21 protein-coding genes are annotated in these 26488 nt (G+C 64.2%); 5 read left to right on the forward strand and 16 right to left on the reverse strand.

Features of this window, described 5'->3' with window-relative positions:
• Positions 1–117: 117 nt before the first annotated feature.
• The 10 genes from VGN72_15995 to VGN72_16040 form a co-directional block, all read right to left on the reverse strand.
• A complete protein-coding gene (locus tag VGN72_15995; protein ID HEV7300869.1) occupies positions 118–945 on the reverse strand; it encodes an ATP-binding protein in 828 nt (275 codons plus the stop codon).
• A gap of 159 nt (positions 946–1104) precedes the next feature.
• Positions 1105–1878: a biotin--[acetyl-CoA-carboxylase] ligase gene (locus tag VGN72_16000; GenBank protein HEV7300870.1), complete on the reverse strand. Its 774-nt coding sequence runs from the start codon at positions 1876–1878 to the stop codon at positions 1105–1107.
• Between the two features lie 157 nt (positions 1879–2035).
• Positions 2036–2434: a hypothetical protein gene (locus VGN72_16005; protein HEV7300871.1), complete on the reverse strand. Its 399-nt coding sequence runs from the start codon at positions 2432–2434 to the stop codon at positions 2036–2038.
• Positions 2435–2452: 18 nt separating this feature from the next.
• Positions 2453–3823 (reverse strand): allophanate hydrolase, encoded by a 1371-nt coding sequence (atzF, locus tag VGN72_16010; GenBank protein ID HEV7300872.1) that lies wholly within the window; start codon positions 3821–3823, stop codon positions 2453–2455.
• A gap of 185 nt (positions 3824–4008) precedes the next feature.
• Positions 4009–7656 (reverse strand): urea carboxylase, encoded by a 3648-nt coding sequence (uca, locus tag VGN72_16015; protein ID HEV7300873.1) that lies wholly within the window; start codon positions 7654–7656, stop codon positions 4009–4011.
• 111 nt (positions 7657–7767) lie between these two features.
• Positions 7768–8451, reverse strand: coding sequence for an urea amidolyase associated protein UAAP2 (locus VGN72_16020; GenBank protein ID HEV7300874.1), 684 nt, complete (start codon positions 8449–8451; stop codon positions 7768–7770).
• Between the two features lie 134 nt (positions 8452–8585).
• Positions 8586–9416, reverse strand: a complete 831-nt coding sequence (locus VGN72_16025; protein ID HEV7300875.1) for an urea amidolyase associated protein UAAP1 — start codon at positions 9414–9416, stop codon at positions 8586–8588.
• Between the two features lie 37 nt (positions 9417–9453).
• The gene (locus VGN72_16030) at positions 9454–9897 is read right to left on the reverse strand and encodes a ribbon-helix-helix protein, CopG family (GenBank protein HEV7300876.1); all 444 of its coding nucleotides are present in this window, start codon (positions 9895–9897) and stop codon (positions 9454–9456) included.
• Between the two features lie 161 nt (positions 9898–10058).
• A complete protein-coding gene (locus tag VGN72_16035; protein ID HEV7300877.1) occupies positions 10059–11462 on the reverse strand; it encodes a hypothetical protein in 1404 nt (467 codons plus the stop codon).
• Between the two features lie 199 nt (positions 11463–11661).
• Positions 11662–12402 (reverse strand): creatininase family protein, encoded by a 741-nt coding sequence (locus VGN72_16040; GenBank protein ID HEV7300878.1) that lies wholly within the window; start codon positions 12400–12402, stop codon positions 11662–11664.
• A gap of 479 nt (positions 12403–12881) precedes the next feature.
• Here VGN72_16040 and VGN72_16045 point away from each other — a divergent pair, with 479 nt between their 5' ends.
• The 3 genes from VGN72_16045 (at position 12882) to VGN72_16055 (ending at position 16045) form a co-directional block, all read left to right on the forward strand.
• Complete coding sequence (locus tag VGN72_16045; protein ID HEV7300879.1) at positions 12882–13898, forward strand: ABC transporter substrate-binding protein; 1017 nt, start codon at positions 12882–12884, stop codon at positions 13896–13898.
• Between the two features lie 103 nt (positions 13899–14001).
• On the forward strand, positions 14002–15162 hold the full coding sequence (locus tag VGN72_16050; GenBank protein HEV7300880.1) for an ABC transporter permease subunit: 1161 nt from the start codon (positions 14002–14004) through the stop codon (positions 15160–15162).
• On the forward strand, positions 15146–16045 hold the full coding sequence (locus VGN72_16055) for an ABC transporter ATP-binding protein (GenBank protein ID HEV7300881.1): 900 nt from the start codon (positions 15146–15148) through the stop codon (positions 16043–16045). Before VGN72_16050 ends, VGN72_16055 begins: the two co-directional genes overlap by 17 nt.
• 114 nt (positions 16046–16159) lie before the next feature.
• On the opposite strand, the gene VGN72_16060 is transcribed toward VGN72_16055, so the two are convergent.
• From VGN72_16060 to VGN72_16085, 6 genes are all read right to left on the reverse strand, one after another.
• Positions 16160–17497 carry a cellulase family glycosylhydrolase gene (locus tag VGN72_16060; protein HEV7300882.1) on the reverse strand — a complete coding sequence of 446 codons (1338 nt, stop codon included), beginning with the start codon at positions 17495–17497 and terminating at the stop codon, positions 16160–16162.
• Between the two features lie 55 nt (positions 17498–17552).
• Positions 17553–18512 (reverse strand): carbohydrate ABC transporter permease, encoded by a 960-nt coding sequence (locus tag VGN72_16065; GenBank protein HEV7300883.1) that lies wholly within the window; start codon positions 18510–18512, stop codon positions 17553–17555.
• Between the two features lie 38 nt (positions 18513–18550).
• Complete coding sequence (locus VGN72_16070) at positions 18551–19453, reverse strand: sugar ABC transporter permease (protein HEV7300884.1); 903 nt, start codon at positions 19451–19453, stop codon at positions 18551–18553.
• Between the two features lie 20 nt (positions 19454–19473).
• Positions 19474–20856: an extracellular solute-binding protein gene (locus VGN72_16075; GenBank protein HEV7300885.1), complete on the reverse strand. Its 1383-nt coding sequence runs from the start codon at positions 20854–20856 to the stop codon at positions 19474–19476.
• 93 nt (positions 20857–20949) lie between these two features.
• Complete coding sequence (locus VGN72_16080; GenBank protein ID HEV7300886.1) at positions 20950–21702, reverse strand: type II secretion system protein; 753 nt, start codon at positions 21700–21702, stop codon at positions 20950–20952.
• A gap of 102 nt (positions 21703–21804) precedes the next feature.
• A complete protein-coding gene (locus tag VGN72_16085; GenBank protein HEV7300887.1) occupies positions 21805–22557 on the reverse strand; it encodes a PEP-CTERM sorting domain-containing protein in 753 nt (250 codons plus the stop codon).
• 546 nt (positions 22558–23103) lie between these two features.
• Here VGN72_16085 and VGN72_16090 point away from each other — a divergent pair.
• Entirely contained in the window at positions 23104–24291 is a 1188-nt protein-coding gene (locus tag VGN72_16090) for a DNA-binding transcriptional regulator (GenBank protein ID HEV7300888.1), read from the forward strand.
• A gap of 82 nt (positions 24292–24373) precedes the next feature.
• Positions 24374–26392: an alpha-galactosidase gene (locus VGN72_16095; protein ID HEV7300889.1), complete on the forward strand. Its 2019-nt coding sequence runs from the start codon at positions 24374–24376 to the stop codon at positions 26390–26392.
• Positions 26393–26488: the final 96 nt, after the last annotated feature.

Here is a 26488-nt window from a genome sequence, read left to right on the forward strand (position 1 = left end):
TAATGGAAGGGGAGAACCGTGGGCGGTGGAGAGTGGGCAGTGGGCGGTGGGCAGGATGACGACCATCGCGTGTTGTGGATGTCGAATTGACGTGCGGCCGACAGCTGCGCCACTTCGCTATGCTGCGGATCGAATGGGGGGCGTGGCGAGCGCGGGCAGGTAGATGTTGAACGTCGTGCCTTTGCCGACCGTGCTTTCGACTTCAATCCGGCCGCGGTGGTGTTCGACGATCTCCTTGCAGATCGCCAGGCCCAACCCCGTGCCCTTGGCCTCGCCCTTGCGCGCGGTGCCCTTGGTGGTGAAGAACGGTTGGAAGATCTTCGGCAGCAGTTTCTCCGGAATGCCCGGGCCGGTGTCGATCACCTGTAATTTCAGTTCGTTCGTGTCGTCGATATGGGTAGCCCGCACCGAGAGCGATCCGCCGCGACCGAGCATGGCTTGGCGGGCGTTGATCAGGAGGTTCAGCAGCACCTGTTGCAGTTGGACGGGGTCGCCGGGGACGACGAGGTCGGGCTGCACCTGCACGCGAAGGGCGATGCCATCCTTCTGCGGGTCGCGGGCCAAAACCATCAGGGTTTCCTCGACGAGCTGCTGCACCGGCACCTGACCGAAGGTCGATTCACCGCGGGCCAGGCCCAGCATGCTGTTGCAGATCTTGCCGGCTTTTTCGGAACTGGCAAAGGATTTGGCCAAGGCCTTGCGGATCAGGTCCATGTCCGGCTTATCGGAATTGGCCGACGAAAGGGCGAACTGCGAGTAGCTGACGATGGGGGTGAGCAGGTTGTTGAACTCGTGCGCGATGACGGCCGCGATCGTGCCGATCGTGGCGAGGCGCTGGCTCTCGGTGAGCTGCTCCTGAAGCATGTCCAACTGCGCCTGCAGGTTCGACAATTGCTCGAGTAGCGAAACGTCGAGGGCCGCGGGCTGGGGACTAAGTTCACTCACCGTACGGCTGCTATCGGTCCGCAGTGGGGGGCTTCTTCACCACGCCACTATGGGAAATCGGCAATATCCGCTTATGGGACGCCGATCGGGCAAGTACTGCGCGGTCTCGGGTCCGATCAGCCGTACGGATCGCTCAAGTAGCCTGTTTGTCCCGAAGCATTAGTACCGTGGATCGATGTCGATGCCGGTGACGCCGACCAGCGTTTCCCGCCGCCCGTCGGCGTGCGTGATGCGGAGGTAACCCTCCGCCGTCACCCCATCCACGCGTGCCGGTGTCTGCGTACCGTGTCGCCGGAGGGTGATCGTGCGGCCGGGCATGCGGCTCATCTCCATCCATACCGCCGGGAGGTCGGCAGACGACCGCTCTAGCGCATCGATCGCTTTGACGAGCGAAGCGAAGAAGCCCGGGATGGCGACGTCGCCACCCGTCTGCTGTCGCACCGACGTCGCAATGTTCGCGAGCGGCCCGTCGAACTGCGACTGGCGAAGATTGAGGCCGATGCCCATCACCCAAGCGCGGCCTGTGGGGGTGTCGCACGATTCGATCAGGATGCCCGCGATCTTGCGTGTCTGCTCGCTGGTGCCGACGAGAACGTCGTTCGGCCACTTCAGGTGCGCTGCGATGCCATGATCACTCCGCAGCACCGTCGCCAGCGCCACCGCGGGCAACAGCGATAGCGCCGGCGTGCGCAGCGGTTCGAGAAAGACGATCGACATCCAAAGGCCGACCGGTTCTGCCGAGTCCCACGGTTTGCCATCACTGCCACGGCCCGCGGTTTGCGCGCCGGCGATGAAGATGTCACCATCACCGGCGGTGCCTGCCTTCGCAGCGAGTGCAGCGCGGGTGTTCGTCGAATCCGTCTTGTCGTAATAGGTTACCAGCCGATCGATGCCGAGGGTGCGCAGGGCGGTGTGGAACGTCCGCTGAATCATCTTCAAGCCTAAAGTACACAACGCAGCGCATCGATTGATTGGAGGCATGACGCCTGCGTCGCGGTTGGCGCAGCCGCATCGCCGTACCATGGGCGGCCCGCCCATGCCTTTGCTTCCCAAAAAGGTCACGGGCGGGCCGCCTGTGGTACGGCCGTCGTCATCGCTGCGCGACGTAAGCACGCCAGCCGCCCAAGTGGGTGATCTCCGTCGCGCCCCGCATCGCCCGCGGTTCACAGACGAAGCCTTTCACCGTCGTGCCGTCCTCCAGTTCCGCGGTCCCGATCGCCAGCGGCGCGGGCACCTCGGCGACGAACGCGCCGAAGGCCTCGGTCGACAGCGACCACACCTCCACCTCGATCGCGGCGCCGTCTTCGCCAGTGGTGCCCACGTGGACCAACCCAGGTTTGGGCGGTGTGGTGTTGGCCAGCGCGTACAGCTTGTAACGCGGCGCGGTGCGCGTTGCGCGCACGAGCCGTCCACCGCGACTGGTGAGCTGATGGTTTAACGGCATGCCGCTGAGGTGCGCGCCAACGACGGCCAACTGGATCTCGTTCATCAGTGCCTTTCGTAATGTTCACGTTGCGCCGGCGAGCGTGCGATATCGCAGCGCCAGCGTACAGAGTGGTTCCTCGTGCCACGCCGGCGCGACGAACGTGATGCCGAACGGCAACCCGTTCGGCCGGAACCCCGCGGGCACGGCCAGCGCGCTCAGGTCGAGCAGGTTCACGAAGTTCGTGTAGTAGCCGAGGTTCGCGTTCAGCGAGATCGGGTCGGCCAGCAGTTCGTCCACGCGGTAGATCGTGCCGGTGGTGGGCAGCGCGAGGATGTCGACCTCGTCCCACACCGGCTCCGTCTGCCGGCGCAGCGCCGCCAGCTGATAGGTGGCTTCGAACGCGTCGGCAGCGGAGAACTTGCTAGCGCCCTCGATGATCGTGCGCACGACCCTGTGCGTAGCATCGGGATGTTCACTGATGAACTTGCCCACCGCGGCGTAACGCTCGGCGACGAATGCGCCGCCGTAGAGCAGGCGGGCGGTGGCGTCGAAGGGCTCGTAGTCGATCGTCACGCGTTGTCCGCCGATGCGCTGCAACTGTTCGAGCGAGGCGACGTACAGGTCGCGCGCCGCGGTGTCGCCGAAGAACTTCAGCTGGTCCTCCCGCGGCACACCGAACCGGAACGTCTCACCGTACGCGGCCAGTGATGCCGGTGCCGCCGGTGCCGCGCGCGAGAACGCGTCTTCCGCATCGAAGCCCTGCGCCACCGCGAGCACGGCCGCGGCATCGGGCACGCGGCCGGCGAAGATCGAGACGCAGTCGAGCGACCGGCACGCCGGCACTACACCGCGGGTGCTGAGCCGACCCTTCGTGGGCTTCAGGCCGATCAGACTGTTGAACGCCGCCGGCACGCGACCGGAGCCGGCGGTGTCGGTGCCGAGGGCGAAGCTCACGAGCCCGCCCGCCACCGCGACGGCCGAGCCACTACTGGAACCACCGGAGACGTAGTCGCTGTTGAACACGCACCGCGGCGCGCCGTGAGGCGAGCGCGTGCCGACCAGGCCGGTCGCGAACTGGTCGAGGTTCGTCTTGCCGACGAAGATCGCGCCCGCGTCCAACAGCCGACGCACCACCGTCGCGTCTTCCGTCGGCGTGTACGCGAACGCCGGGCAGGCGGCCGTCGTGGGCATGCCCGCGACGTCGATGTTGTCCTTCACAGCGAACGGGATGCCATAGAGCGCGCGAGCCGGCGAGGGGCCGAGGCGCTCGAGTTCATCCGCCCGCGTAGCCAGCGCGTCATCGGTCGCGCGGCTGATCCAGACGTGCTCGTGCCGCGACGACGCAAGGCGCGATAGCACCGCCGCCACAACGTCGCGCGGCCGCACATCACCGCGCGTCAGCTGCTCGCGAAGCGTCGTGATCGAGTCGAGAGATAGAACGTCGTTCTGCATGATTCATCGGGCCGTTGGCCGGTTCGCCTTTCAACTAGCATGGGCGTCTCGTCCATGACATTGGTAAGGCCAAGAGATTCTGTTTGTGGCCGGGCCTTGGCGTCGGCGCTGTCTGCCAGAAATTGCGATGCGAGTTCTCTTTACGGTCATGGGCGAGACGCCCATGCTACGTGCGGAGCAGCAACTTACTTCCCCTTCACCACGCACAGCGTCGTCCCCGGCATCACCATCTGTCCCGGCTTGCACGTGACGCGCAACACCACCCCGTCGCATGGCGAGACGACGGTCGTCTCCATCTTCATGGCTTCCAAGATCACTAACGTGTCGCCCGCCTTCACCTGCTGGCCTTCGCTGGCGACCACCTTCCACACGTTCGCAACCATGGGCGACTCGGCCGCCTCGGCGCCGGCCGGAATGTCGATCGCTTCGGCGACCGGGGCGGCGGTGGTGGAGGCCTCTGCCGACGCAGCGGCCTTGAACTCGCCGGCGGCTTCCCATCGCTGCCGCTCGGCGCCGAAAGCCGCCTGCTGCGTGGCACGGAAACCGGCGATGCTGTCGGCGTTGGCCTTGGTGAACGCGTGGTAATCGCGCAGGCGGAAGGTCGTTTCTTCCACCTTCAACTTGAACCGGCCCAGCACGAAGTCATCGCGAATCCTCAGCAGTTCATCTGCGGTCACCGGGTAAAACTTCACTTGGTCGAAGAATCTCAGCAGCCACGGTTTGCCACCGGTGAAGTCGGCGGTCTGCCGCCAGCGGTTGAACTGCTGCACGGTTCGACCGACGAACTGGTAGCCACCGGGGCCTTCCATGCCGTAGATGCAGAGGTACGCGCCACCGATGCCCACGCTGTTCTCGGCCGTCCACGTGCGGGCGGGGTTGTACTTCGTCGTCACCAACCGGTGCCGCGGGTCGACCGGTGTGGCCACCGGCGCCCCGAGGTAGACGTCGCCGAGCGCCAGTACGAGATAGCTGGCGTCGAAGACGATCTTGTAGACGTCGTCGATGCTGCTCAGGCCGTTTACCCGGCGGATGAACTCGAGGTTGCTGGGGCACCAAGGCGCATCCGGCCGAACCGACTGCATGTACTTCTCGATCGCCAGCCGTGTCGCGGGGTCGTCCCACGACAGCGGCAGATGCACGATGCGCGACGGCACCGCCATGTCCTCGATCGACGGCAGTTGTTCTTCGGCGGCCATCAGCGTGTCGAGCAGCGTTCGTTGCGGCAGCACGCGGCTGTCGAAGTGAACCTGCAGCGAGCGAATGCCGGGGACAAGGTCGATCACGCCGGCCTGCGGGTGGTCGGCGAACCACTGCATGAGCGCGTGGACGCGGAAGCGCAAATCGAAGTCGAGCACCATCGGGCCGTACTCGACGAGGACGTTCTGATCGCCGTTGCGACGGTAGGTGACCATGGGGCGGTCGGCGACGGGGTGCGCGGTGTGGAGGAGCGGACTTTGCGGCGGCTGCGTGGCATGGGTTTCTAACCCATGAGCTTGTGCCGAAGACACGGGTTGGAAACCCGTGCCACGTTGTGAAATCGCTGCGTCCTGCGCGCGTTCCATCTCGTTCGCCTGCGTGTCGCGCAGCGAGACGAACTTCACGCGATCGCCTGGCCGCAGTTGGCCCATCTTCCAGAGTTCCGCCTGCACGATGGTTACGGGGCAGACAAACCCACCGCAGCTTGGACCATCGGGGCCCAGGATGATCGGCATGTCGCCGGTGAAGTCGACGGCGCCGATCGAATAGGCGGTGTCGTGGATGTTGGACGGGTGCAGGCCGGCGTCGCCACCGTCCGGCCGGGCCCACTGCGGCTTGGGGCCGATCAGGCGCACGCCGGTGCGGGCGCTGTTGTAGTGCACCTGCCAGGCCGTGGCGTAGAGCATCTCGATGTCGGCGGGCAGGAAGAAGTCGGGCGCGGCGTGCGGGCCGTCGAGAACGCCGATCTGCCAGTCGTTGGTCAGTGGCGGGATGAGGTCGGCGGCCAGGCCCTCATACAGCGGAGCGTCAAGTGTCGCTTCGTCCGGTTCCGCCAGGTGCAGCACGTCACCGGTGCGCAGCGTGCGCCCACCATGGCCACCGAAGAGGCCGAGCGTGAAGGTCGATCTGCTGCCGAGGTAGTCGGGCACGTCGATGCCGCCGCGCACGAGCAGATAGGTGCGGCAACCGGCGCCTTGGATCGCGCCTAACTTCAGCGTTGCGCCCGCGGGCACGTCGAACGCGCACCAGTAGGGCACGGATTGGCCATCCATCGTCGCGGTCATCGGCGCGCCGGCCAGGCAGATGGTCGACTTGCGGTTGAACTTCAGCGTAGGGCCGGTAATCGTCAGTTCCAGCCCGGCGACGCCCTCGGTGTTGCCGACTATGCGGTTGCCCAGGCGGAACGACAGGTGGTCCATCGGCCCGTTCGGTGGGATGCCAACGTCCCAGTAGCCCAGCCGGCCGGGGTAGTCCTGCACGGTGGAGAAATTGCCGGCCGCCAGCACGTCGATGCTGGGGTCGTAGTAGTTGAAGCCGGCCAGCGTCTTCGTGATCACCTTGCCGGCACGGAAGACGTCGGACGCGATGAAGTCGCGCAGGTAGAAGAGGTTCGTCTCGATCCCTTCCAGCCGCGTGCGCGACAGCGCTGCCGACATCTTCTCGATCGCGGTGTCGCGCGTGTCGGCGTGTACGATCAGCTTCGCCACCAGCGGGTCGTAGTGCGGCGAGACCTCGCTGCCCGTCTGAACCCAGGTGTCCACGCGCGCATCGGTTGGAAACGTGACTTCGGTTAGCAGGCCAGCAGACGGCTGAAAATTCTTGGCCGGGTCCTCGGCGTACAGGCGCACCTCGATCGAGTGGCCACGGCTCGTCGACTGAAGCGAGTGAAGCGGCGGCAGGTCGCCTGCGGCCAGGCGCACCATCCATCCGACGAGGTCGACGTTATGCACCGCCTCGGTCACGGGGTGTTCAACCTGAAGGCGCGTGTTCACCTCCAGGAAGTAGAACTGCTGCGTGATCGCGTCCAGCACGAATTCCACCGTGCCCGCAGATCGGTAAGCGACCGCCTTGGCCAGTCGAACGGCGGTCTCCTGAAGCTCACGGCGCGTGCTCTCACTGAGGTGCGGGGCGGGCGTCTCCTCGATCACCTTCTGGTTGCGGCGCTGGGCGGAGCAATCGCGCTCGCCGAGCGCGATCACGTCGCCTCGGCCGTCGCCGAAGATCTGCACTTCGACATGGCGGGCTTGGGCGATGAACTTTTCCAGGTACATGCCCGCCTGGCCGAAGTGCGACTCGCTTAACCTGCGCACGCTTTCAAACGCCTGGCCGAGCTGGGCGGCGTCGCTACAGACGCGCATGCCGATGCCGCCACCACCGGCGGTGCTTTTCAGGATCACCGGATAGCCGATTCGCTCCGCGGCGGCCGCGGCGGTGTCGACGTCGCTTAGCAGATCGGTACCCGGCAACAGCGAGACGTTGTTGGACTTGGCCAATTCGCGGGCCGTGTGCTTCAGGCCAAAGGCGCGCATGTTGTCGCCCGTGGGCCCGATGAACACGATGCCGGCTGCGGCGCAGGCGTCGGCAAAGCCGGCGTTCTCGCTCAGTAGGCCGTAGCCGGGGTGAATCGCTTCTGCCCCCGTATCTAGCGCGGCCTGGATGATGCGCTCGGCCTTCAGGTAGCTCTGATCGACCGCCGCGGGACCGATCAGCACGGCCTCGTCGGCTAGATCAACATGCTGCGACGCGTGATCCGCCTCGGAGTAGACGGCCACCGACTTCACGCCCAGCCGCTTCAGCGTGCGGATGATCCGGCAGGCGATTTCCCCGCGATTGGCGATGAGGACTTTCTTGAACATATGTTGATCCGAACGCGGCGCCTTCTCCGGTCCCTCTCCCATGTACGCATCGGAGAGGCTAGGTGAGAGTGATTTGTGCTTTGGAGAGCCGTCAGCACTTCGAAATCACCCTCACCTAGCCTCTCCCGGAGTACCGGGAGAGGGACCGGAGAACGCTTCTCCATCTCCCGCAATCACCACCCGCACCGCCGTCGGGTTGAACGCGTTGCACGGGTTGTTGATCTGCGGGCAGTTGCTGATGACCACCAGTACGTCCTTGGCCGCCACTAGGTCGACGTACTTGCCGGGCGCGCTGATGCCGTCGACGATGCCGAGGCTGCCGTCGGGCTCGACGGGCACGTTCATGAACCAGTTGATATTGCTGGTCATGTCGCGCTTGCCCAGGTCGTGCCACGCCGCGGCGTTCAGGAAGTTGTCGACGCAGGCGTGCTGGTGTTTCGTGTGGTGGCCGTAGCGCAGCGTGTTCGATTCCGGCGAGCAGGCGCCGCCGATCGTGTCGTGGTACTGGACGTTCGTGCCGGCGATCGTCATCAGCAGGTCGCCGTCGTTGCTGAGCAGTTGCGTGCCGGTGACGAGGAAAATATTGCGTTGGGTCGCCATGGTGTCCGGGGCGCTGTAGCGCTCGTCGTGATCGGCGGCGTTATAGATCAGGCAATCGACGGCTTGGTTGCCCTCGACATCGATGAGGCGCAGTGTCTGGCCCGCCTTCACCACGTGCGCCCACGGTGCGCGGGCGGGGATGATCTGGTCGTAGACGATGGTGCCATTAAGCGGCTGCGATTCGATTGCGATCATCGGGTCCTTTCCGGTTCCTCTCCCGGTATTCCGGGAGAGGCTAGGTGGGGGTGCTTTCGAACTGCTGACGGTTCTGGTAACTCGAAATCACCCTTACCCTAACCCTCTCCCGGAGTACCGGGAGAGGGGATCAGTCACATCAGGAAATAGTCGTCCACGTTCAGGAACGCCCGCTGCGCTTCGGGGGAAGCGTTGCGGATCGGGTCATCGGCGCCCGCCGGTTCACTACGGTAGGCAGTGATGCGCAGCGGCGTGCAGGTGTATTGCGGGCGCGGGTCGAGCACATGGGGGGTGTTGGCGAACACCACCAGCACGTTCATGTCGGCCCGCAGTTCGACGACGTCGCCGGGCTTGGATGACTTTTCGTTGAACGTCATCGCGCCGGATTTCTCGATGCGCACGTTCTTGAAGAAGTTCACGTTCGGCATCACGTCGCGCTTGCCCAGTCCGTGCTTGGCCAGCGCGATCAGGAACCGCTCGCGGGCGTTGGGGTGGGGCGTGTAGTTAGCGCCGGTGCCGTACTTGGCGGCGTTCGTCTTGGGGTTGCTGGCACCGCAGAACGTGTCGTGTTGGCCGCAGGTGTCATGCAGGATGCTCATCAGCGAACGGCCCATGTCGCTCAGCAGCAGCTTGCCTTGGCCCAGGTAGCCGTTCCACTGCACCTTGATCGTGTCGGCGACATTCAGACGCTCGAGCGGGCGGTCGGCGTTGTAGATTAGGAAGTTGCAGCAGGCATCGCCGCCGACGTTCGTCAACCGCAGCCGCGATCCGCGTTTCAGCACGCGCGATGCGTAACCCCCGCCGGCGATCGTCTCTTCCCACAGCACGTCCTGCGGCCGCAAGCCGGGCGGCAGGTCTGTCGCGTTCGACGCGGGCAAGATCGGCATGTCGTCGGTGACGGTGCCCGCCTGCGCCCGGGCATGCTCGCGGGCCTTCAGCGGTGTTGCGGTGGACGATTCGGGCACGGCTGTCTCTCCTGATCAATCGGTTTCGCCATTTCATCTACTCGTGCAACGGCGGCACGAGCGTGCGCGTCATCGACATGCGCACCTGCTCGACGCCCTTCAATGCCCGCGTCTCGTCGGCCAGGCGGCTGAGGCGGTGGCCGGGGCCTTGCACCAGCAGGACTTCCAGGCTGTGTTCCCGTTCGAGGAAGACGTGCTGGGAGCTGATGATCTCTTTGATGTATCGCCGTTGGATTTGCGCCATGCGCTGGCGCAGGGTGCCGCGGCGCTGGGCGTTGTAGACGAGCGTCATCGTACCGGCGACGACGCGTTCGGGGTCGGCCGCCAGTTCATCCTCCACCAGCGCGCCGCGGATCAGCTCGGCCAATATCTGCGACCGGCTAGGCAACCGCCGGCGCGTGACGAGCGAATCGAGCTGTTCCAGCAGCTCGCCGGGCAGCGAGATGCTGAAGCGGGAGATGGGGGCAGAGGTTGCGGACACGGGTGACGCCTTTGTCGGTGGTGTTAACAATGTAGGATTCGGTAACACTGGGGTCAAGGAGATTTTCTGTCGTCATTCGTAGGGGCAGGCCTCCGTGCCTGCCCTCTTCCTTTCCCAGGACGACGAGGGCAGGCACGGAGGCCTGCCCCTACGAATGATTCTCAAACGTACGTCAGCATCTCCTCCCGCTCGTCATCGCTTACGCGGTAGAACCCCCGCGACCATTCCTTGTGTTTTTGCTCGGCGTAGATCTGTTGGAACGATTCGCCGAACGTCTCGGTGACGAGCGGGTCTTCCTCGAACGCGCGAACGGCGTCCAGCAGCGTCGCGGGCAACCGCTTCACGCGACGCTTGTCGGCGGCGGTCTTGGATAGCGTGTAGAGGTTGTCGTTCAGCGGCTCGCCAGGGTCCAGATTCTCGCGAATGCCTTCCAAGCCCGCGGCGAGGCTCAGCGCGGCGGCGAGGTAGGGGTTGACGCTCATGTCGACGGCGCGGTTCTCCACGCATGGCCGGCTCATCGGCAGGCGCAGCATCGCGCTGCGGTTGTTCTTGCCGTAGCAGCGCAGCACGGGGGCCCAGCTCATTTCGGGCAAATCGCCTTGGGCGATCAGTCCCTTGTAGCTGTTGTACGTGGGGCAGCAGACGGCCGTCAGCGCCGGGGCGTGCTTAAGCAGGCCGGCGACGAAGGCCAGTGCCACACGCGAGCAATTCAGTCCGTATTTCTCGGCTAGCGGGTCGGCCTTGTCGCCCGCTGAGAACACGTTGTTGCTGGTCGCCACGTCGGCCAGGCTCATGTTGAAGTGCGCGCCGCTGCGGTAGTCGTTGGCGAAGGGTTTGGGCATGAACGTCGCGATCGCGCCAACCGAGGCGGCCACCTCCTTGGCCATCAGGCGCAGGAAGATCAACCGGTCGGACATCGTCATCGCGTCGGCATAATGGAAGTCGAACTCGAACTGCCCACGGCCACATTCTTGGTCGAAGCTGTGGACGCCCCAGCCGAGTTGTTCAATGTAGCGGCACATGGGGTCGAGAAACGGCATGCTCATCAGTGTCTGCCGTACGTCGTAGCACGCGTTCGGCTGTTTGAAGAGCACCGGCGCCAACGGCACGTACTTGCCCTGCTCGTCCTTCCGCAGCACGTAAAACTCGGGCTCGATGCCGAGATTGAGCGTGTAGCCCATGGCCCTGGCCTGCTTCAGCACGTTGCCGAGGATGACGCGCGCCGCGCCGCCGTAGGGCTTGCCGTGGTGAACGAGGTCGGCGCTGAACCAGGCGTAGCGGGTGTCCCACGGGCAGATCGTGCAGGTGTCGAGGTCCGGAACCGTCTGGCATTCGTCTTCCTGCGGGCCGACGAGGCCCATGCCTTCACTGGCGCCCACGGTGTACAACTCGCCGCCCTCGCACATCTCTTCGAACCTGGCCAGCGGGACGACCTTGGCTTTCGGAATGCCGTGGACGTCGACGTAGGCGGCGAAGCAGTATTGCACGCCCTTGGCATGCAGGTCGCGTTTCATCTGGGCGACGCGGGAAGGTTCGGTGTGGGTCATCAGCTCGTCACGGTCCATGGGAACATCCTGTTGCTGAGCGTTTGCAAGTTTCGATCGTCGTCCCAAGCGGGTGGTTTGAGATCCGGTCCCTCTCCCATGTACTCATGGGAGAGGCTAGGTGAGGGTGACTTCGAACTGCTGACGATCCTCGTAAGAACAGAAGGCACCCTCACCTGGCCTCTCCCGGAATACCGGGAGAGGGACCGGAGCGACCTGGTCATCGCGACCACGACAGTGGTGCCGTTTCAGTGCGCGCCGCGTCAACGAGCGCTGCGAGCGCATCGCCCACTTCGAGGAACAATCGTTTTCCATCCTCGCTCGTCGCGAGGCTCGGTTTGCCGGTCAAGCCGTTCGTACTGGTCTGCGGCACGACGTACGTAAAGATCTTGCCCGCGGTGCGGTCGGGGTCGTCTTCGATGCGGTCCTGCCGCACGCTGCCGGGCGACAGGAACATCATCAAGGCGGTCTCGGCGCGGTTGGCGTGGAAGTCGGCGGCGTCGTCGCTGAACTGGTTCCACACCGCCGGCGTGATCTCGAACGTGTTCCGCAGGCCCAAACTGAAGCGCCCGGCGTGCTCGAAGCGGATGCGGTCAATAGCACAGCGGACGGCGGACGTGTTGCCCCAGTGGCTGTTGACGATCAGCAGCCGTTCGAAGCCCGTGCGGATCAAGAAGTCGGCAATCTCGCGGACGGTTAACATCAGCGTTTCGGGCATGAGCGAGAGCGTGCCGGGCCAACGGTCGGTGTGACCCAGCGAGCAGCCGTAGGTGATCGTCGGCAGCACCGGTACACCCGTCTTGGCCGACGCGTACATGCAGAACGCGCCGGCGAACACTGAATCGACGTTCAACGGCAAGTGCGGCCCGTGCTGCTCGGTGGCGCCGATCGGCAAGATAGCCATCCGCCCTCCGGCGTCGCGGTGCTGTTCCACCTCAGGCCAGCTCATTTCGTCCCACATGATCGCCGGGGCGCCCGCGAGCGATTCGACAAGCGATCGGATGTCATGGGGTGTTACGCGCTGCAAAGTTCCTCACACTTTCGAGACGAGTCGCCTTCAGCAAGGATCGTGCCGCTGCCGCGCGAGCGGCGTTGGTGAGGCCGTGGTGCGGGTTGAGCGTTATTGAGGGGCGATGGGGTTCATCCTTAACCGCTGCGCGATCGCGCAGCGGCGCGTTGTCTGCACAACGAATGCGCGCAATCGCGGCGCGAGCTGGAGAATGGAGACAAACCCTCAAGCGCGGCTGACGACTTAGAAACGCCGATTTTGACGCTCTCGGTGTTACCAACTTGCTTCGGCATCATACTTGCTCAGTGGCCGATAGCATGGCTGGCGCGGCCGTGTTGCGTGGGTTGCGGCTGCGCCAGAACGTGCTGCCGGGCCAGTGTTGGCCACGTGCGTTTTGAGGGTTCTCGCGTCTATTAGGAAGAGGAGCGTTCATGTCCCGTCTGTCCCGCATCGCCGGCAAGATCCGGTCGCTCGCGTTGGCGTTCTCGTTGGCCGTCCCGCTCGTCGCCGCCGCTCCCGCCGCGGCCGAGCCGTTGAAGATCGGGTACTCGGACTGGCCCGGTTGGGTGGCGTGGGAAGTGGCGATCCAGAAGGGCTTCTTCAAAGAGGCCGGCGTGGACGTCGAGTTCACCTGGTTCGAGTACGGCCCGAGCATGGAAGCCTTCGCCGCGGGCAAGATCGACGCCGTCACGATCACCAATGGTGATGCGCTCGTCACCGGCGCCGGTGGCAAGCCGTCGACCTTGGTGGTGCTGAACGATTACTCGAACGGCAACGACCGCGTGGTGGGCGGGCCGAACGTGAAATCGATCAAAGACCTGAAGGGGAAAAGCGTCGGCGTCGAATTAAACTTCGTCGGCCATCTGCTGCTGCTCAAGGGGCTGGAAGCCAACGGTCTGAGCGACACCGACGTGAAGCTCGTGAACTTCCCGACGAACGAGACGCCGCAAGCGCTGGCCTCGGGCGGCGTGGACGCGATCGTGGCGTGGTACCCGATTTCAGGTCAGGCGCTGCAGCAGGTCGCGGGGTCGACCGAACTGTTCACCAGCCGTGATGCGCCGGGTTTGATCTACGACGGCCTGTACGTCAGCCGCGAGAGTTTGGCGTCGAACCGAGATGCGTGGAAGAAGGTGGTGGGGGTGTGGTTCAAGACGGTCGATTTCATCAAGGACCCTGCGACCCGCGACGAGTCCGTGAAGATCATGGCCGCCCGCGTGAACGTGCCGGCCGAGGAGTACGCCAAGGGACTGGACGGCACCTTCCTGCTCGATCTGGCGGGCAACATGGAACGCTTCAAGGAAGGCGACGGTTTGGACAGCATCCACGGGTCGAACAAGACCGTGGACGCGTTCAACACGAAGTACGAGGTGTACAAGGAACCGCAGGACCTCAAGTCGTACGTCGACGATTCGCTCGTGAAGGAAGTGGCCGCGGAGATGAAGAAATAAGGCGCTGCTAATGATTTAAAGCGGCAGGGCCGGTTAACGCTGGCCTTGCCGCTTGTCGTGTGATAAGTCGATCGAAATCCTCCCCGATCTGCAGGTGTAACGCGTGAGGAATCGGACTCCCTGGTTTGGCATACGCAAGCCGCTCTCGCCGACGCAGGAACTGCTGCTGAAGGCGGCTGCGTTCCTGTTGCCGCTGGGTGTTTGGTGCCTGGTGAGCTACTGCCCATACGTGTGGCACCCGATGGTGCGGGTGGATAATGGCGGTGGGTCGACGTTTCTGCGCGAAGGCACGCTGATCGAGCGGCAAGCCTTCGCCGCAGAAAATGGCCGGTTGGAAGCCGCCGGTAAGGCGCGGGCGACCGGTAAACCGGCCAACCCGATCTTCCTGCCCGCCCCGCACGAAGTGGCTACCGCGCTCTACACCGCGTTCACCACTGAACCTGCCCGTCGCGGTGATCCTTGGCTTCACGAGAGCCTGGCACACTCCGTCACGATCATCTTCTGGGGCTTCGCATCGGCGGCCATCATCGGTGTGCCGATTGGCGTGCTGTGCGGCACGTTCAACTTCTTTGCGCGCATCACCGAACCGTTCGTCGACTTCATCCGCTACATGCCGGCCCCGGCGTTCGGGGCGCTGGCGGTGGCGGTGATGGGCATCAACGACGCGCCGAAGATCGCGATCATCTTCATCGGCACGTTCTTCCAGATGGTGCTCGTGGTCGCCAACACCACCCGCCTGCTCGACACCGCTTTACTGGAAGCGGCCCAGACGCTGGGCGCCAAGCCCAGGCGGCTGCTGACGCACGTGATCGTGCCGGGCATTCTGCCGAACCTGTACAACGACATGCGCATCCTGCTCGGCTGGGCCTGGACGTACCTGATCGTGGCGGAGCTGATCGGCGCCAGCTCGGGCATCAGCTACTTCATCAACCAGCAGGGGAAGTACCGCCATTACGACAACGTCTACGCCGGCATCGTGCTGATCGGGCTGATCGGCCTCGCGACCGACCAGATCATGGCGATCCTCTTGCCGCAGCTGTTCCCGTGGACGCCCGCGGGCGCGCGGGCCAAGCGGTGGGGCGTGGGTCGGTTGTTTGCCCGCACCGTGAATGCGCTCGGCTCGCCATGGGACGAACGCCTGCCCTGGCGCCACGCCCGGCAGAAGCGGGGCGTGGGCTTCTCCAACCTGCCCGCCAGCCGAACGGTGCCTGCGGAGATGACCTCGCGCGAGAAAGGTGCGGAACCCGATGTACGGATCGCTTGACCTCCCCAGCTACCTCGACTTGCCGCCGGCCGTCTACGACCGGTTCCAGCGCATTCGCCAGCGGCCGCAGGTGATGGAGGTGCGCGACCTGTCGCGCGTCTTCCACGGGCGCGGCGGGGCGGTGACGGCGCTGAACAAACTGAACTTCGACGTGCGCCGCCGCGAGTTCATCTGCGTGATCGGCCAAAGCGGGTGCGGCAAGAGCACGCTGATCCGCATCCTCGCCGGGCTCGATGAACCGACCAGTGGCGAGGTGTTGCTCGATGGCAAAGCTGTCCATGGTCCCGGGGCCGATCGTGGCATGGTCTTTCAGGGCTACACGCTTTTCCCGTGGCTTACGGTGAAGCGCAACGTGATGTTCGGCATGCTCGCCAAGGGCGTGCACCAGGCCAAAGCCGAGTCGGACGCCCGCACGTGGCTGAACATGGTGGGTTTGACGCAGTTCGCCGACTCGTATCCGCACCAGCTATCGGGCGGCATGAAACAGCGGGTCGCGATCGCGCGGGCGCTGGCAAACCAGCCGCGCATTTTGCTGATGGACGAGCCGTTCGGCGCGCTGGACGCGCAGACGCGCTCGCAAATGCAGCATTACCTCCAGCAGATCTGGAGCGCGGTGGACGTGACGATCCTGTTCATCACGCACGACTTGGACGAGGCGATCTACCTTGCCGACCGCATCATCGTGCTGGGCGCACGCCCGGGCCACGTGCGGGAGATCATCAACGTGCCGTTGCCCCGTCCGCGCACGCGCGAGCAGATGCTCGACCCGTACTTCCTGGCCACCAAGGCCCGGCTGGAAGAACTGATCCACCCGCCGGGCGAAAAGGACGCGGAAGAAATCGACTTCCCGCGGATGGTGCCGGTGGAGGATAGCATTCTGTAGACGCGTTCTGGGGAGAAGAAAACGCGAATTCGCGATGGCGCGAAGGAAGCCGCGAAGGTGACGTGTGAAACCGTGGCATGGGCGTCTCGCCCATGCCACGGTGAAGGCAGACGGCTACCTCTGCGTGAACTCGATCCAGTTGAGGGTTTGGCCCTGCTTCTCCAACTGTAACTGCAGGGTTTGCGAACCCTGGGGCAACTGGACGGTCGTCTCCACATCGCGCCAGCCGGAACCATCCGCGGTGACGTCGGCGAGCGATTCGCCGTTCTTGCCGATCGAGATCTTCCCCGTGGTGTCGCCGACGCGCAGGCGGACGCGGTAGTCGCCGGCCGTGGTCACGTGCACGTTGTAGTTGATTGTCGCGCCGGTGGCGGTGGTGGCCATTTCCAGAAAGCCGTCGGCGTCCGTGGTGGGCGCGATCTCCATCTTGTCCATCGTCACGTAGCGCTCGGCCTGCAATCGGCCGGGCAGGCGGTAGTAGAGGTCGGCATCGTGAACGGGCATGGCGACGTACGCCTCGCCCAACGCCGTCAGTTCACCAGAGCCCTTTCGGAACAGGCTGATGCTCTGGTTGTCGCCGACACGCTCCTTGAACCACGCGTACGCCTCGACGTGCTGCGATCGCTCCAGCAGGTCCGTCGACTGCACCAGGTACGTTAGCGCCGCAGCGGAGTTCGGCGTCGACCATTGGGCGTACTCGGTGATCCACATCGGGCGTTTGAACTCGTCGTGCATCATGCCGATCGCCCATCGCATCTCGCCCAGATGGCCGTAGCTGTGGAACGCGGTCGCCTCGACGTCGACCTTGCCCATGTGGTGCAGGAACGCCTTCAGGAACGGCACCATGAAGGTGTAGGTGACGTCCTTTTTTTCGATCGGGTCGAACGCCTTGATGCTGTCGCCCGTGGACGACCCGAGCGCCATGTGCGGCCCGATGGTGCGCAGCTTGTGCTGGTCGGCGACCGCCTTGATGCGTTTGTACGCGTCGGCGGATTCCTTCGGGGTGATGAAGGCCTGGCCCTTCAGGTTCGGCTCGTTCAGCGCCAGCACGGCCCGCGGCTTATGACCCGCAGCGAGGTAGCTCTTCAACCCCCCGAGCCGCTCGGCGTCGCCGCCCCACACCATTGGCACGAACTCGACGTTCACGCCCTGCGGCGGCAGGTCGCTGGGCGAGTAGTGCCAGTTGTACCACCACGACACGCCCGGCGCGATCTCGCGGAAATCGTCGGCCGACAGCTGATTAGCGCACAAGCCGCGCTTGTGGCTCTGCACCGTCGCCTCGCAATCGACGATCCGCTCGGCGGACGCCTTTTGCGCATCCTGAGCGATCGCCGGCGTGGCGACGATCATCGCCAGCAGCAGCATCGCGGCGCTACGGCGCGATCGGCGGGCGACCGTCGCAATGGTGGGGCTGGTGATGGGCGCAGTTTCCTCGGTCGTGCAATTTCGCATTCTGGTGGTCCTTCTGGTGTTGTGTGACAGACGCGTTGGTGAAAGTTCTGGCGACTTAACCCTTCATGCCGGTGGTCGCGATGCCCTCGATGAACGTACGCTGGGCGACGAAGAACAGGATCAGCACCGGCAGCACGACCAGCACGCTGGCGGCCATCAGCTGGTGCCACGGGGTGCCGCCGTGCTGGCTTTGGAAGTTCTGCAAGCCCAGGGCGAGCGTGAACTGCTCGGGGCGTTGCAGGTAGATCAACGGGCCAAGGAAATCGTTCCAGATGCCCATGAATGCAAACAGCGCCACGACGCTCAGCGCCGGCTTCGCCAGCGGTAGAATAATGCGGAAGAAGATGCCCGCCTCGCTGCAGCCATCGATGCGGGCGGCTTCGGACAGCTCATCCGGAATCGTGATGAAAAACTGCCGCAGCAGGAAGATGTTGAACGCCGACCCGAACCACGCCGGCAGCCAGAGCGGCTTGAACGTGCCCAGCCACGGTTCACCGGTCACGTCGCCGAACCACTTGAACAGGCTGAAGATCGAGACCATGGTGACGGGGAACGGCACCATCATGGTGGCCAGCATGATCGCGAACATCACGCCGCGCCCGCGGAACTTGATCTTGGCAAAGCCATAGGCCACCACCGCGCTCGACAGCGTCGTGCCGATCACCGCCAGCGTTGCGATGATGACGGTGTTGCGCGTCCAGAGCAGGAAGTTGGCCTTGGGGTTGGTCAGCACGTCCGAGTAGTTGTTCCACTGGAACGGGCGTGGGATGAAGGTCGGCGGGAACGCCATCGCGTCCTCCAGCGTCTTCAGGCTGGTCGCCAGCATCCACAGGAACGGCACGATCGCGCCGGTGCAGATGACGATAAGCACCAGGTGCACCAACGGCCGGCCGAACACCAGGCGCCGGCCGCGCTTGGATTTAGCCGACGCGGCGTACGCCGTCAGCGCCACGCCTTCCTGCAACGGCGGCGTACCGATCGTCGTCTCGGGTTTGCTGGTGGGAATAGTGCTCATTGCTCGTATCACCCTATACAGCGCATTCGGCTGTTCGTTTACTTCCCTTGGTAATGTACCCAGTGCTTGCTCGTCCAAGCGGCGATGGCGGTCAGGATCAACACGATCAACAACTGCACCCAGGCCAGCGCGCTGGCGTAGCCCATCTTCAGGTCTCTGAACGCGCTGTCGTACAGGTACATGGTGTAGAAGTAGGTCGACCGTGCCGGGCCGCCACCGGTCATGATGTACGGCGTGCCGAAGACCTGCAGCGTGCCGATGATCGCCATCACCAGGTTAAAGAAGATCACCGGACTGATGCTCGGCAGCGTCACGTGCCACACCTGCCGGAATGAATTCGCCCCGTCCAACTCGGCCGCCTCGTACAGTTCGCGAGGCACGTCCTGCAGGCCGGCGAGGTAGATGATGACCGTGTTGCCAATGCCCCAGAAGCTCATCAGCACCAGCGCGGGCATCGCCCAGGTGATATCGCTGAGCCAGCCGGGTGGGTTGTCAACGCCAACCGCACGCAGCGCGACGTTGATCAGCCCCAGTTTCGCGTTGAACAGCCAGAGCCACAGCATCGCCGACGCCACCGCTGGCACCAGCGAGGGCAGGAAGATGATCGTGCGGTAGATGAACTGCCCGCGGATCTTCGTGTTCAGCAGGATCGCCACGCCCAGCGCGATCACCATGCCCAGCGGCAGCGCCAGGGCCGCGTAGATGAACGTGTTGCGCAGCACCTGCCAGAAAATGGGGTCGTTCCACAGCTCGCGATAGTTGGCCAGCCCGATGAACGTTGGCTTCTGCAGCATGGGGTAGTCGCAGAAGCTGTAGTACAGCGACAGCGCCACCGGCACCGCGGTGAACGCGACGAAGCCGATGATCCATGGGGAAACGAAGGCCAAACCCTTCAGCAGGTTCTTAGACTCTACGGAGCGTGCTCGGGACAGGCTGGGCATAGCTTGGGCTCGCGAAATGGCTAGTTGGACGCTGTGACGTCACCCGCATCACGGCGTTGTTGTTGCCGCTGCATGAACTGGTCGTACTTGGCCTGCAGTGTGGCCTGCACCTCTTTCAGGCCTTCCTCCGGCGTGGTCTGAAGCAGCGCCAGCCGTTGGACGAAGTTGTTCAGTTCAGCGCCAACCTCGGGCAGGATCGGCACCGGTGGCGACGTGTGCGCGTTCGGGCTGGCTGCGAGTCGCTCGAACAGGCGGATGTGCGGGTTGCGGTGCGTCGTCATGAACGTTTCGCTGACGTTGGCCAGCGGCGACGTCTTGCAGTGCAGGTTGCAGAGCTTCTCCATCACGTCCTGCCGGTTCACGTAGGCGATAAATTCGAACGCCTCGTTCTTGTGCCTGGCCCCGCGCGGGATCACCAGCACGTCGGCGGTGCAATAGGTAACGTCGTCCAGCCCCGGCACGGCGGCGGGGAACGGCGCCGCGGCCCACTGGCCGTCCATCGACGGCTTGAGGTTGTGAATGAAGTTGGCCATGAACGTTCCCTGTTTCACCATGGCCACGGTGCCGGCGACGAACGGGTTCTGCGGTGAATCGAACCCGCCGAAGCCGGTGCGGAATTCGGTCATCGCATCTTTGCCGAGCTTCTTGGAATAGCTTTGCACCCACTCGTACGACCTGATGACGGCCGGGTCGGTGAACGTAAATCGCTTGTTGCGCTCGTCCCACCAGTTGCCGCCGAACCACAGGCAGGTGTAGTCGAGGTACCAGCCCGGTTCCAGCGGCAGGTAACCCGTGCGGATGATGTTCCCGCGAGCGTCGACCTCATCCAGGGCGCTAGCGTAGGCGTCCAGTTCGCTTAGAGTGCGCGGGGCTCGATCCGGATCGAGCCCCGCGGCGCGAAGGGCGTCCGCCCGCTTGGCGAACAGATCCTTGTTGTAGTGCAGCGCGACGTTGTAGGGCGTGCTGACCAGCGCGTAGAGCTTGCCGTCGTACTTGCACCCTTCCCAGAAGACCGGTTTGTACGTCGCAGCCGTGATGCCGTGGGCGGCCGCAAGTTCGTCCAACGGTTCAAGCGCGTCCATCGCGGCGAACTGGGGGACGTTGGGCGTCCAGAGCCCGGCGATGTCCGGTGGCACCCCCGCCGCGGTGGCAATCAGCGTCTTCTGGTTCACGCTGCTGGTCGACAGGTAGCGGACGAAGATGCCCTTGTCCCGGCCGACCGTGTCGTTGAACGCGTCGACGATCTGCCGCATCTGCGACTCTTCGTTGCCGGTCCACTTTTCCCAATAATCGACCACGACGCGATCGTCCGGCACGCTGGCGTTGCCGCGTGGGCCCACGAGCATCAGCAGCGCAGCGCACAGGACCAACAGGAGAATGACGCCCGACTTGATGATTCTCAACGTTGCGGCCTCACGCGAACCGAGTGATCGAATTGCAACTGGCCGCTAAAGCGGCCAGTCCGGCGAAAGGGTGCCGAAGTGTCGTACGGAAGGTTACCACTTCGTGATGAAGTTTGCCTTCGTCAAACCACCTTTTCGGAACGATTCCACGTGCCCGTCGACGAACGCCGCTGCGACGGCCGTGTTGCGATTGTGGCGATAGCGAAGCCCCGATGGCCCCGCGTACTCCGGACCATCCTTGTCGGCAGCAACGACGTAGACCGGGTCGCTCAGCTTATGCCCGTTGGCTTCGAACCACGTCCGGTCGTTGAACGAATTGATATCGTTGTCGTCCTTGTATTGGAAGCTGGCTCCGAAATTGTCGGTGTTGACCCAACTGCCCCAAGAGAAGTTCTCTCGTCCGTCACCCAGTAAGAGAGCACGAGAAGGATGCCGTATCTGCGACATCTTCCGCCCTTCCCCTGGGAAATTTAACCAAGGCATCGCATTATTATTGAATGCGAAGGTGATCGGGTTCTTCTGGGTTACAAACGTCAAATTCTCATTACGGTTCGGGCACGTCCAGATCTTCGTTCCGTTAGAACCGTCGCCACGGCTGAGGAAGTACGAAGTCAGTTCGAGGTCGATAAACTCAGTCTTCGGCATCCACCCGCGCTGGTCGGCGACGTACATCTGGATCGCCAACGCGATCTGGCGCTGGTTGCTGAGGCACGCGACCGTGTTGCCTGCCTCACGCGCTTTGCCCAGCGAGGGCAAGAGGATCGAGATCAGCACCGCGATGATTCCGATGACGACCAGCAGTTCAACTAAGGTGAACGCGCGGCCACAGTGGGGGCGCGTAAGCATGGGGTATGTCCTCCGTACCGCGATGACGTTCAGGGCGAATTGTCGAGAAGGCGATGGACGGCGCGTTAACGCCGTCCATCGCAGAAGCGTTCGGCGTAAGGGTTACACCGCGCGGCGACGACGGGTCAGGCCGGTCAGGGCCGCCAGGCCCACGATGGCAAGGCTGGCCGGCTCGGGGACGGCCGTCGCGCTGGTCGTCAGCGTCAACAGTGGCTTTTCGAAACCGCGACCCGCGTTTGCCGTGAGCAGTTCGTAGGCGTTGTTACCGCCCGGGATCGGGTCGAGCGTGTAGTTGACGCGGAGGAACGCGTACTGCCCGGCGTTGGCGCCACCGGCGTAAGCGCTGTTCAGGTACGCGACCAACCCAGCATCGCCTGCCTCGTTGGTGTTCACGAACCCTTCGGTGTCGCTCACGCGGATCGGAGTGGCAGCGGTGAGGAACGATTGTTGAACCAGCACGGCGTCGGTCGTGTCCAGCGTGCCTTGGTAGTAATCGCCGGGGAGCACGGTTGGATCGGTGCGCACGCCCAAGCCGTACAGATCCGCATCGGCGGGGGTGCCCACGAGGCTGTACAATTGCGTGCGCAAGTTCGCCGCGGTGATCACCTCGCCGACCGGCAGGGTCGGCAGCAGGAACGGCATCACGTAAGCACCGCCACCCGGCGCGAAGAACTCGCCAATGCGCGCCGCGAAGTTACCCACGTCGTTCGCCTCTGGCGCACCGACCGTGCCGAGGTTCCGCGTGTCGACCCGAGTGTCAGCCGCGTTTGGGGTGATGTCGATCACCGCCGCGCCTGCATTCGTAGCAACCACCGACCCGGCCACCACGCTCACCAATCCGATTAGACAGTTCATACGCATCTGCTCTGCTCCCGTTTCCTGAAAATTGCCCGGCCGACCGTATGGGGGTCACTTCCGGTGTCGCAATGTTTTGTGCGGGCATGCCCGTTCGGTTCACACGCGTGAGCTCGCTTCGGACATGACGAAAGGCCCCTGACGGCCCGCATTCGACTGACGTGCTGAATCGAACTGACCAATTCACCATGTTGTCATCGCTGAGTTGCGTCGGCGATACATTGGCGGAACAGTTCAATTCGGAACGTATGTAATCTACCGCTCTTCCGAGAGTGATGCGTTCCGTTTCACGCAGAAACATTTCACGATTTGCGTCAGGTTTAAGGCAGGTATTCCCGTTTCTTGCCAATCGGTATGGCATTGCCCCGTCAAGTAGGCTGATGGTTTAAACAGGGACGTGGGAATGCCGGTGTCCGTTGTTGTAGAGGGTTTTCCAATCATCGACCTAATTACCGATTTGCGGCTATGATCGCCTTGCCGATCGCGACAGTGCCGACTGTGCCGGTACGGTCGTTTCAAGTCGCATGAGTCCGCTCGAGGGCGAACATGGCAAAGACAGTCGAACCGAAGCAGATTGGGCTGTTCCTCCCACCCACGCTGGGTTACTTCGGTGACGTCGTGCTTGGCATTCAGGAATACGCGCGTTCCGTTGGCAATTGGGTGGTCGAGGTTTGCCCGACCATCGACATCGCGCGGGCGACGTGCGAGAGCTGGGTGCCCGACGGCGTGCTGGTGAGCGGCATGGACGGCGACTGGCGCGCGTTCCTGCCGAACCTGAACACGAACATCGTGCAGATCGGCGGTCACGCCATCGAGGGCGTCGCGCGCGTCAGCACCGACAACTTTGCGATCGGGCGGACCGCGGCCGAGCACTTCCTGGAGCGGGGGCTCAGGCGGTTCGCGTTCTGCGGTTACGACCAGACCGACTGGTCGGATGAACGAGAGGCGGGCTTTGGTCAGGTGCTGTCGGCCCGCGGGCTGGAGTACATCCCGTTCCGAGGCAAGTTGGGCGAGATATTCGCTGGCGCCGTGACGGGTTCACTGGCCGCGTGGGTGCGGTCGCTCCCCAAGCCGTGCGCGATCTTCGCCTGTCACGACCGCGCCGCGATGCTGCTGGCCAACGCCTGTGCGTACCTGAAGGTCCACGTGCCCGAGGAGGTCGCGATCCTGGGCGTGGATAACGACCAGTTGGAATGCGGCTTTGCGTGGCCGCCTATTTCCAGCATTCTGGGATCGGCCCGGCGGGTGGGGTTTGAGGGGGCGGTGTTGCTGGACGAATTGATGCGGGGCGCGACGAAGCCCGAGCAATCGTTCTTCGTTCCCCCCGCGGGCGTGGCGGTGCGGCAATCGACCGACGTGTTGGCGACCGACGACGCCGACCTGCGCGCGGCGTTGAGGTTCATTCGTGAGCACGCGACCGATGCGATCGACGTGCCGGAGGTCGTGAACGCCGTGCTTATTTCCAGGCGGAAGCTCGAGCGCAAGTTCCGCGACATCCTGAACCGCACACCGCACGAGGAAATCCTGCGCGCCCGCACCGCCCACGCAAAGATGTTGCTGCTGAGCACGCGGTTGAGCGTGCTGGAGATCGGCCTGCAGTGCGGCTTCCCGAGCGCGTCGAAATTCTCGACGGTCTTCACGCGCGAGGTCGGCGTGGGCCCGAAGCTGTTCCGTCGCCTCTATAGCACCCGCAGCGCCGCCGACCCGGCCGACCATCGCGGGACGGTGATGTGAGGGGGCGGCGGCGAAATTCTCCTCGACGCGTTTCTCTCGGACAGTTTTGACCCACTGTCGCCGCTCGCCATAATCCCGGTCTATGACCGACCGATCGACCGCAGCCACCGCCACCGGACCCGAGGATTGTTACGCCCACATCGAGGACGCTGATGTGCTCGTTGTGGGCAACGGGCTCGTCGAACGGGCCTGGCAAGTGCGGCAAGGCGTGCTGACGGCGGTTCGACTGCTGGACAAAACCACGGGCCATCAATGGGCCATCGCGACGGTGCCCGTGGGCATACCGGCTCCGGCGGCCGCGAAGATCACGACATTTGAGACGGTCATCGTCGCCAATCATCCGGTAAGCCGGCCATCGCTGCGTGTGCGATTCGGCGCAGGTGACGGGACGACCTACCACGTCGAGATCTTCCCCAGCTCCGCGGGCGTAGCCGTATCTACCACCGGTGGAAGCGTACGGGCGGCAGCGCGATCGGCGGGCAAGGCCGACGTGGCAGCGCCCAGCGGTGTGGAGGTCGACGCGCCGGCCGTGGCTGACCAGCAGCGCGATCCGCGGGCGGCCGACACGGTCGAACAACTGAAGCTCGACGCGCTGCACCTGCGGTTCACGCACGTCACGCTCGTCGACCAAACCGACGTGCACGACAACCTCGCCATCGATCGCCAATGGTTGCTGCACCCCAGCAAGCATGCGATTGAACTTCAGGGCAACCTGGCCTTCTTCGAGGGCACGCTCCATGGTCACGGGCTGATCCTGCTGCGCCTGGCGCCGCTGCCCCACGCGCGGCCGGTGCGCGCGGACGTCGATCTCACCGTGAAGGGCGGCCTGATCACCGTGCTGGGTCGCGGTGGCGATGGGGAAGGTGGTGGTTACCCGAGCGTCATCATTCCCTATAGCGGTGGCCGGGCCGGTCGCATCGCGGCGCTGCAACGCTACCAGCGGCAGGTGCGCCCGTACGTGGCGGGGCGCGATGCGCGGTTCCTGTCCAACACGTGGGGCGACCGCTCGCGCGACGCGCGCATCCGTGAAGACTTCATGCACGCCGAGATTATTGCCGGCCAGCGGCTGGGCGCCGAGGTCATTCAGATCGACGACGGTTGGCAGCGCGGCCGCACGGCAAACTCGGCCGAGAAGGGGGGCGTGTGGAACGGCTTCTGGGCCAGCGATGCGCGGTTCTGGGACGCTCACCCCGAGCGCCTGCCCAACGGGCTGGCGCCGCTGGTGGACGCCGCGCGCGATCGCGGGATGAAGTTTGGCCTTTGGTTTGCCCCCGACTCGTCCGACGACTTCGCCAACTGGGAGCGCGACGCCGATCAGATCCTGTCGCTCTACCGCGAGCAGGGCATCGAATACGTGAAGATCGACGGCGTGAAGATGCACACGACGACCGGCGAGCGCAATCTCCGGCGGTTCTACGACAAGGTGTTGGCCGGCTCGAATGGGCAGGTCGTCTTCGACCACGACGTGACCGCCGAGGTTCGGCCGAGCTACTTTGGCGTGATCGACATCGGCACGATCTTCGTCGAAAACCGCTATACCGATTGGCGCGGCTATTGGCCGCACCACACGTTGCGCAACCTGTGGCAGTTGGCGCAACACGTCGACCCCGCACGACTGCGCATGGAGTTCCTGAACAACGCACGCCACGCCGCCAACTACACCGGCGACCCCCTCGCCCCGGCCTGCTACGCGCCAGATTACCTGTTCGCCACCGTCATGTTCGCCAGCCCATTGGGTTGGTTCGAGATGTCGAACCTGCCCGAGAGCTACTTCGAGAAGGTCGCACCGCTCGTCGCCATCTGGATGCAACATCGCGACGCGATCTTTAGCGGCACGATCATCCCCATCGGCGCCGCACCCGACGGCACCCAATGGACCGGCTTCGTCTCCCGTCCACAGGATGGCGGGCCCGGCGGCTACGCGCTGCTGTTCCGCGAACTGACGACGCGCGACACGTTCGAATTGGACTTGTCGGAACTCGGCATGCGAACGGAAAGCTCGGTTCGCTTGGCCGGTGCGGGAGACATCTCAAGGACGAGCGGCGGCACGATTCGCGTGTCGATCCCCGCCAGCCTGCAGTACGTGTTCATCCAGTTGTAGCAGCTTAGTCCATTGCACGCCGAGCGCCTTCGCGCGAAGCGAGGAGCGCACGCCGCCTCGAGCCGGGTACGTCGATTTGATTGCGCCTTCGTCAGC

The sequence above is a fragment of the Tepidisphaeraceae bacterium genome (assembly GCA_035998445.1).
Taxonomy (GTDB): domain Bacteria; phylum Planctomycetota; class Phycisphaerae; order Tepidisphaerales; family Tepidisphaeraceae; genus DASYHQ01.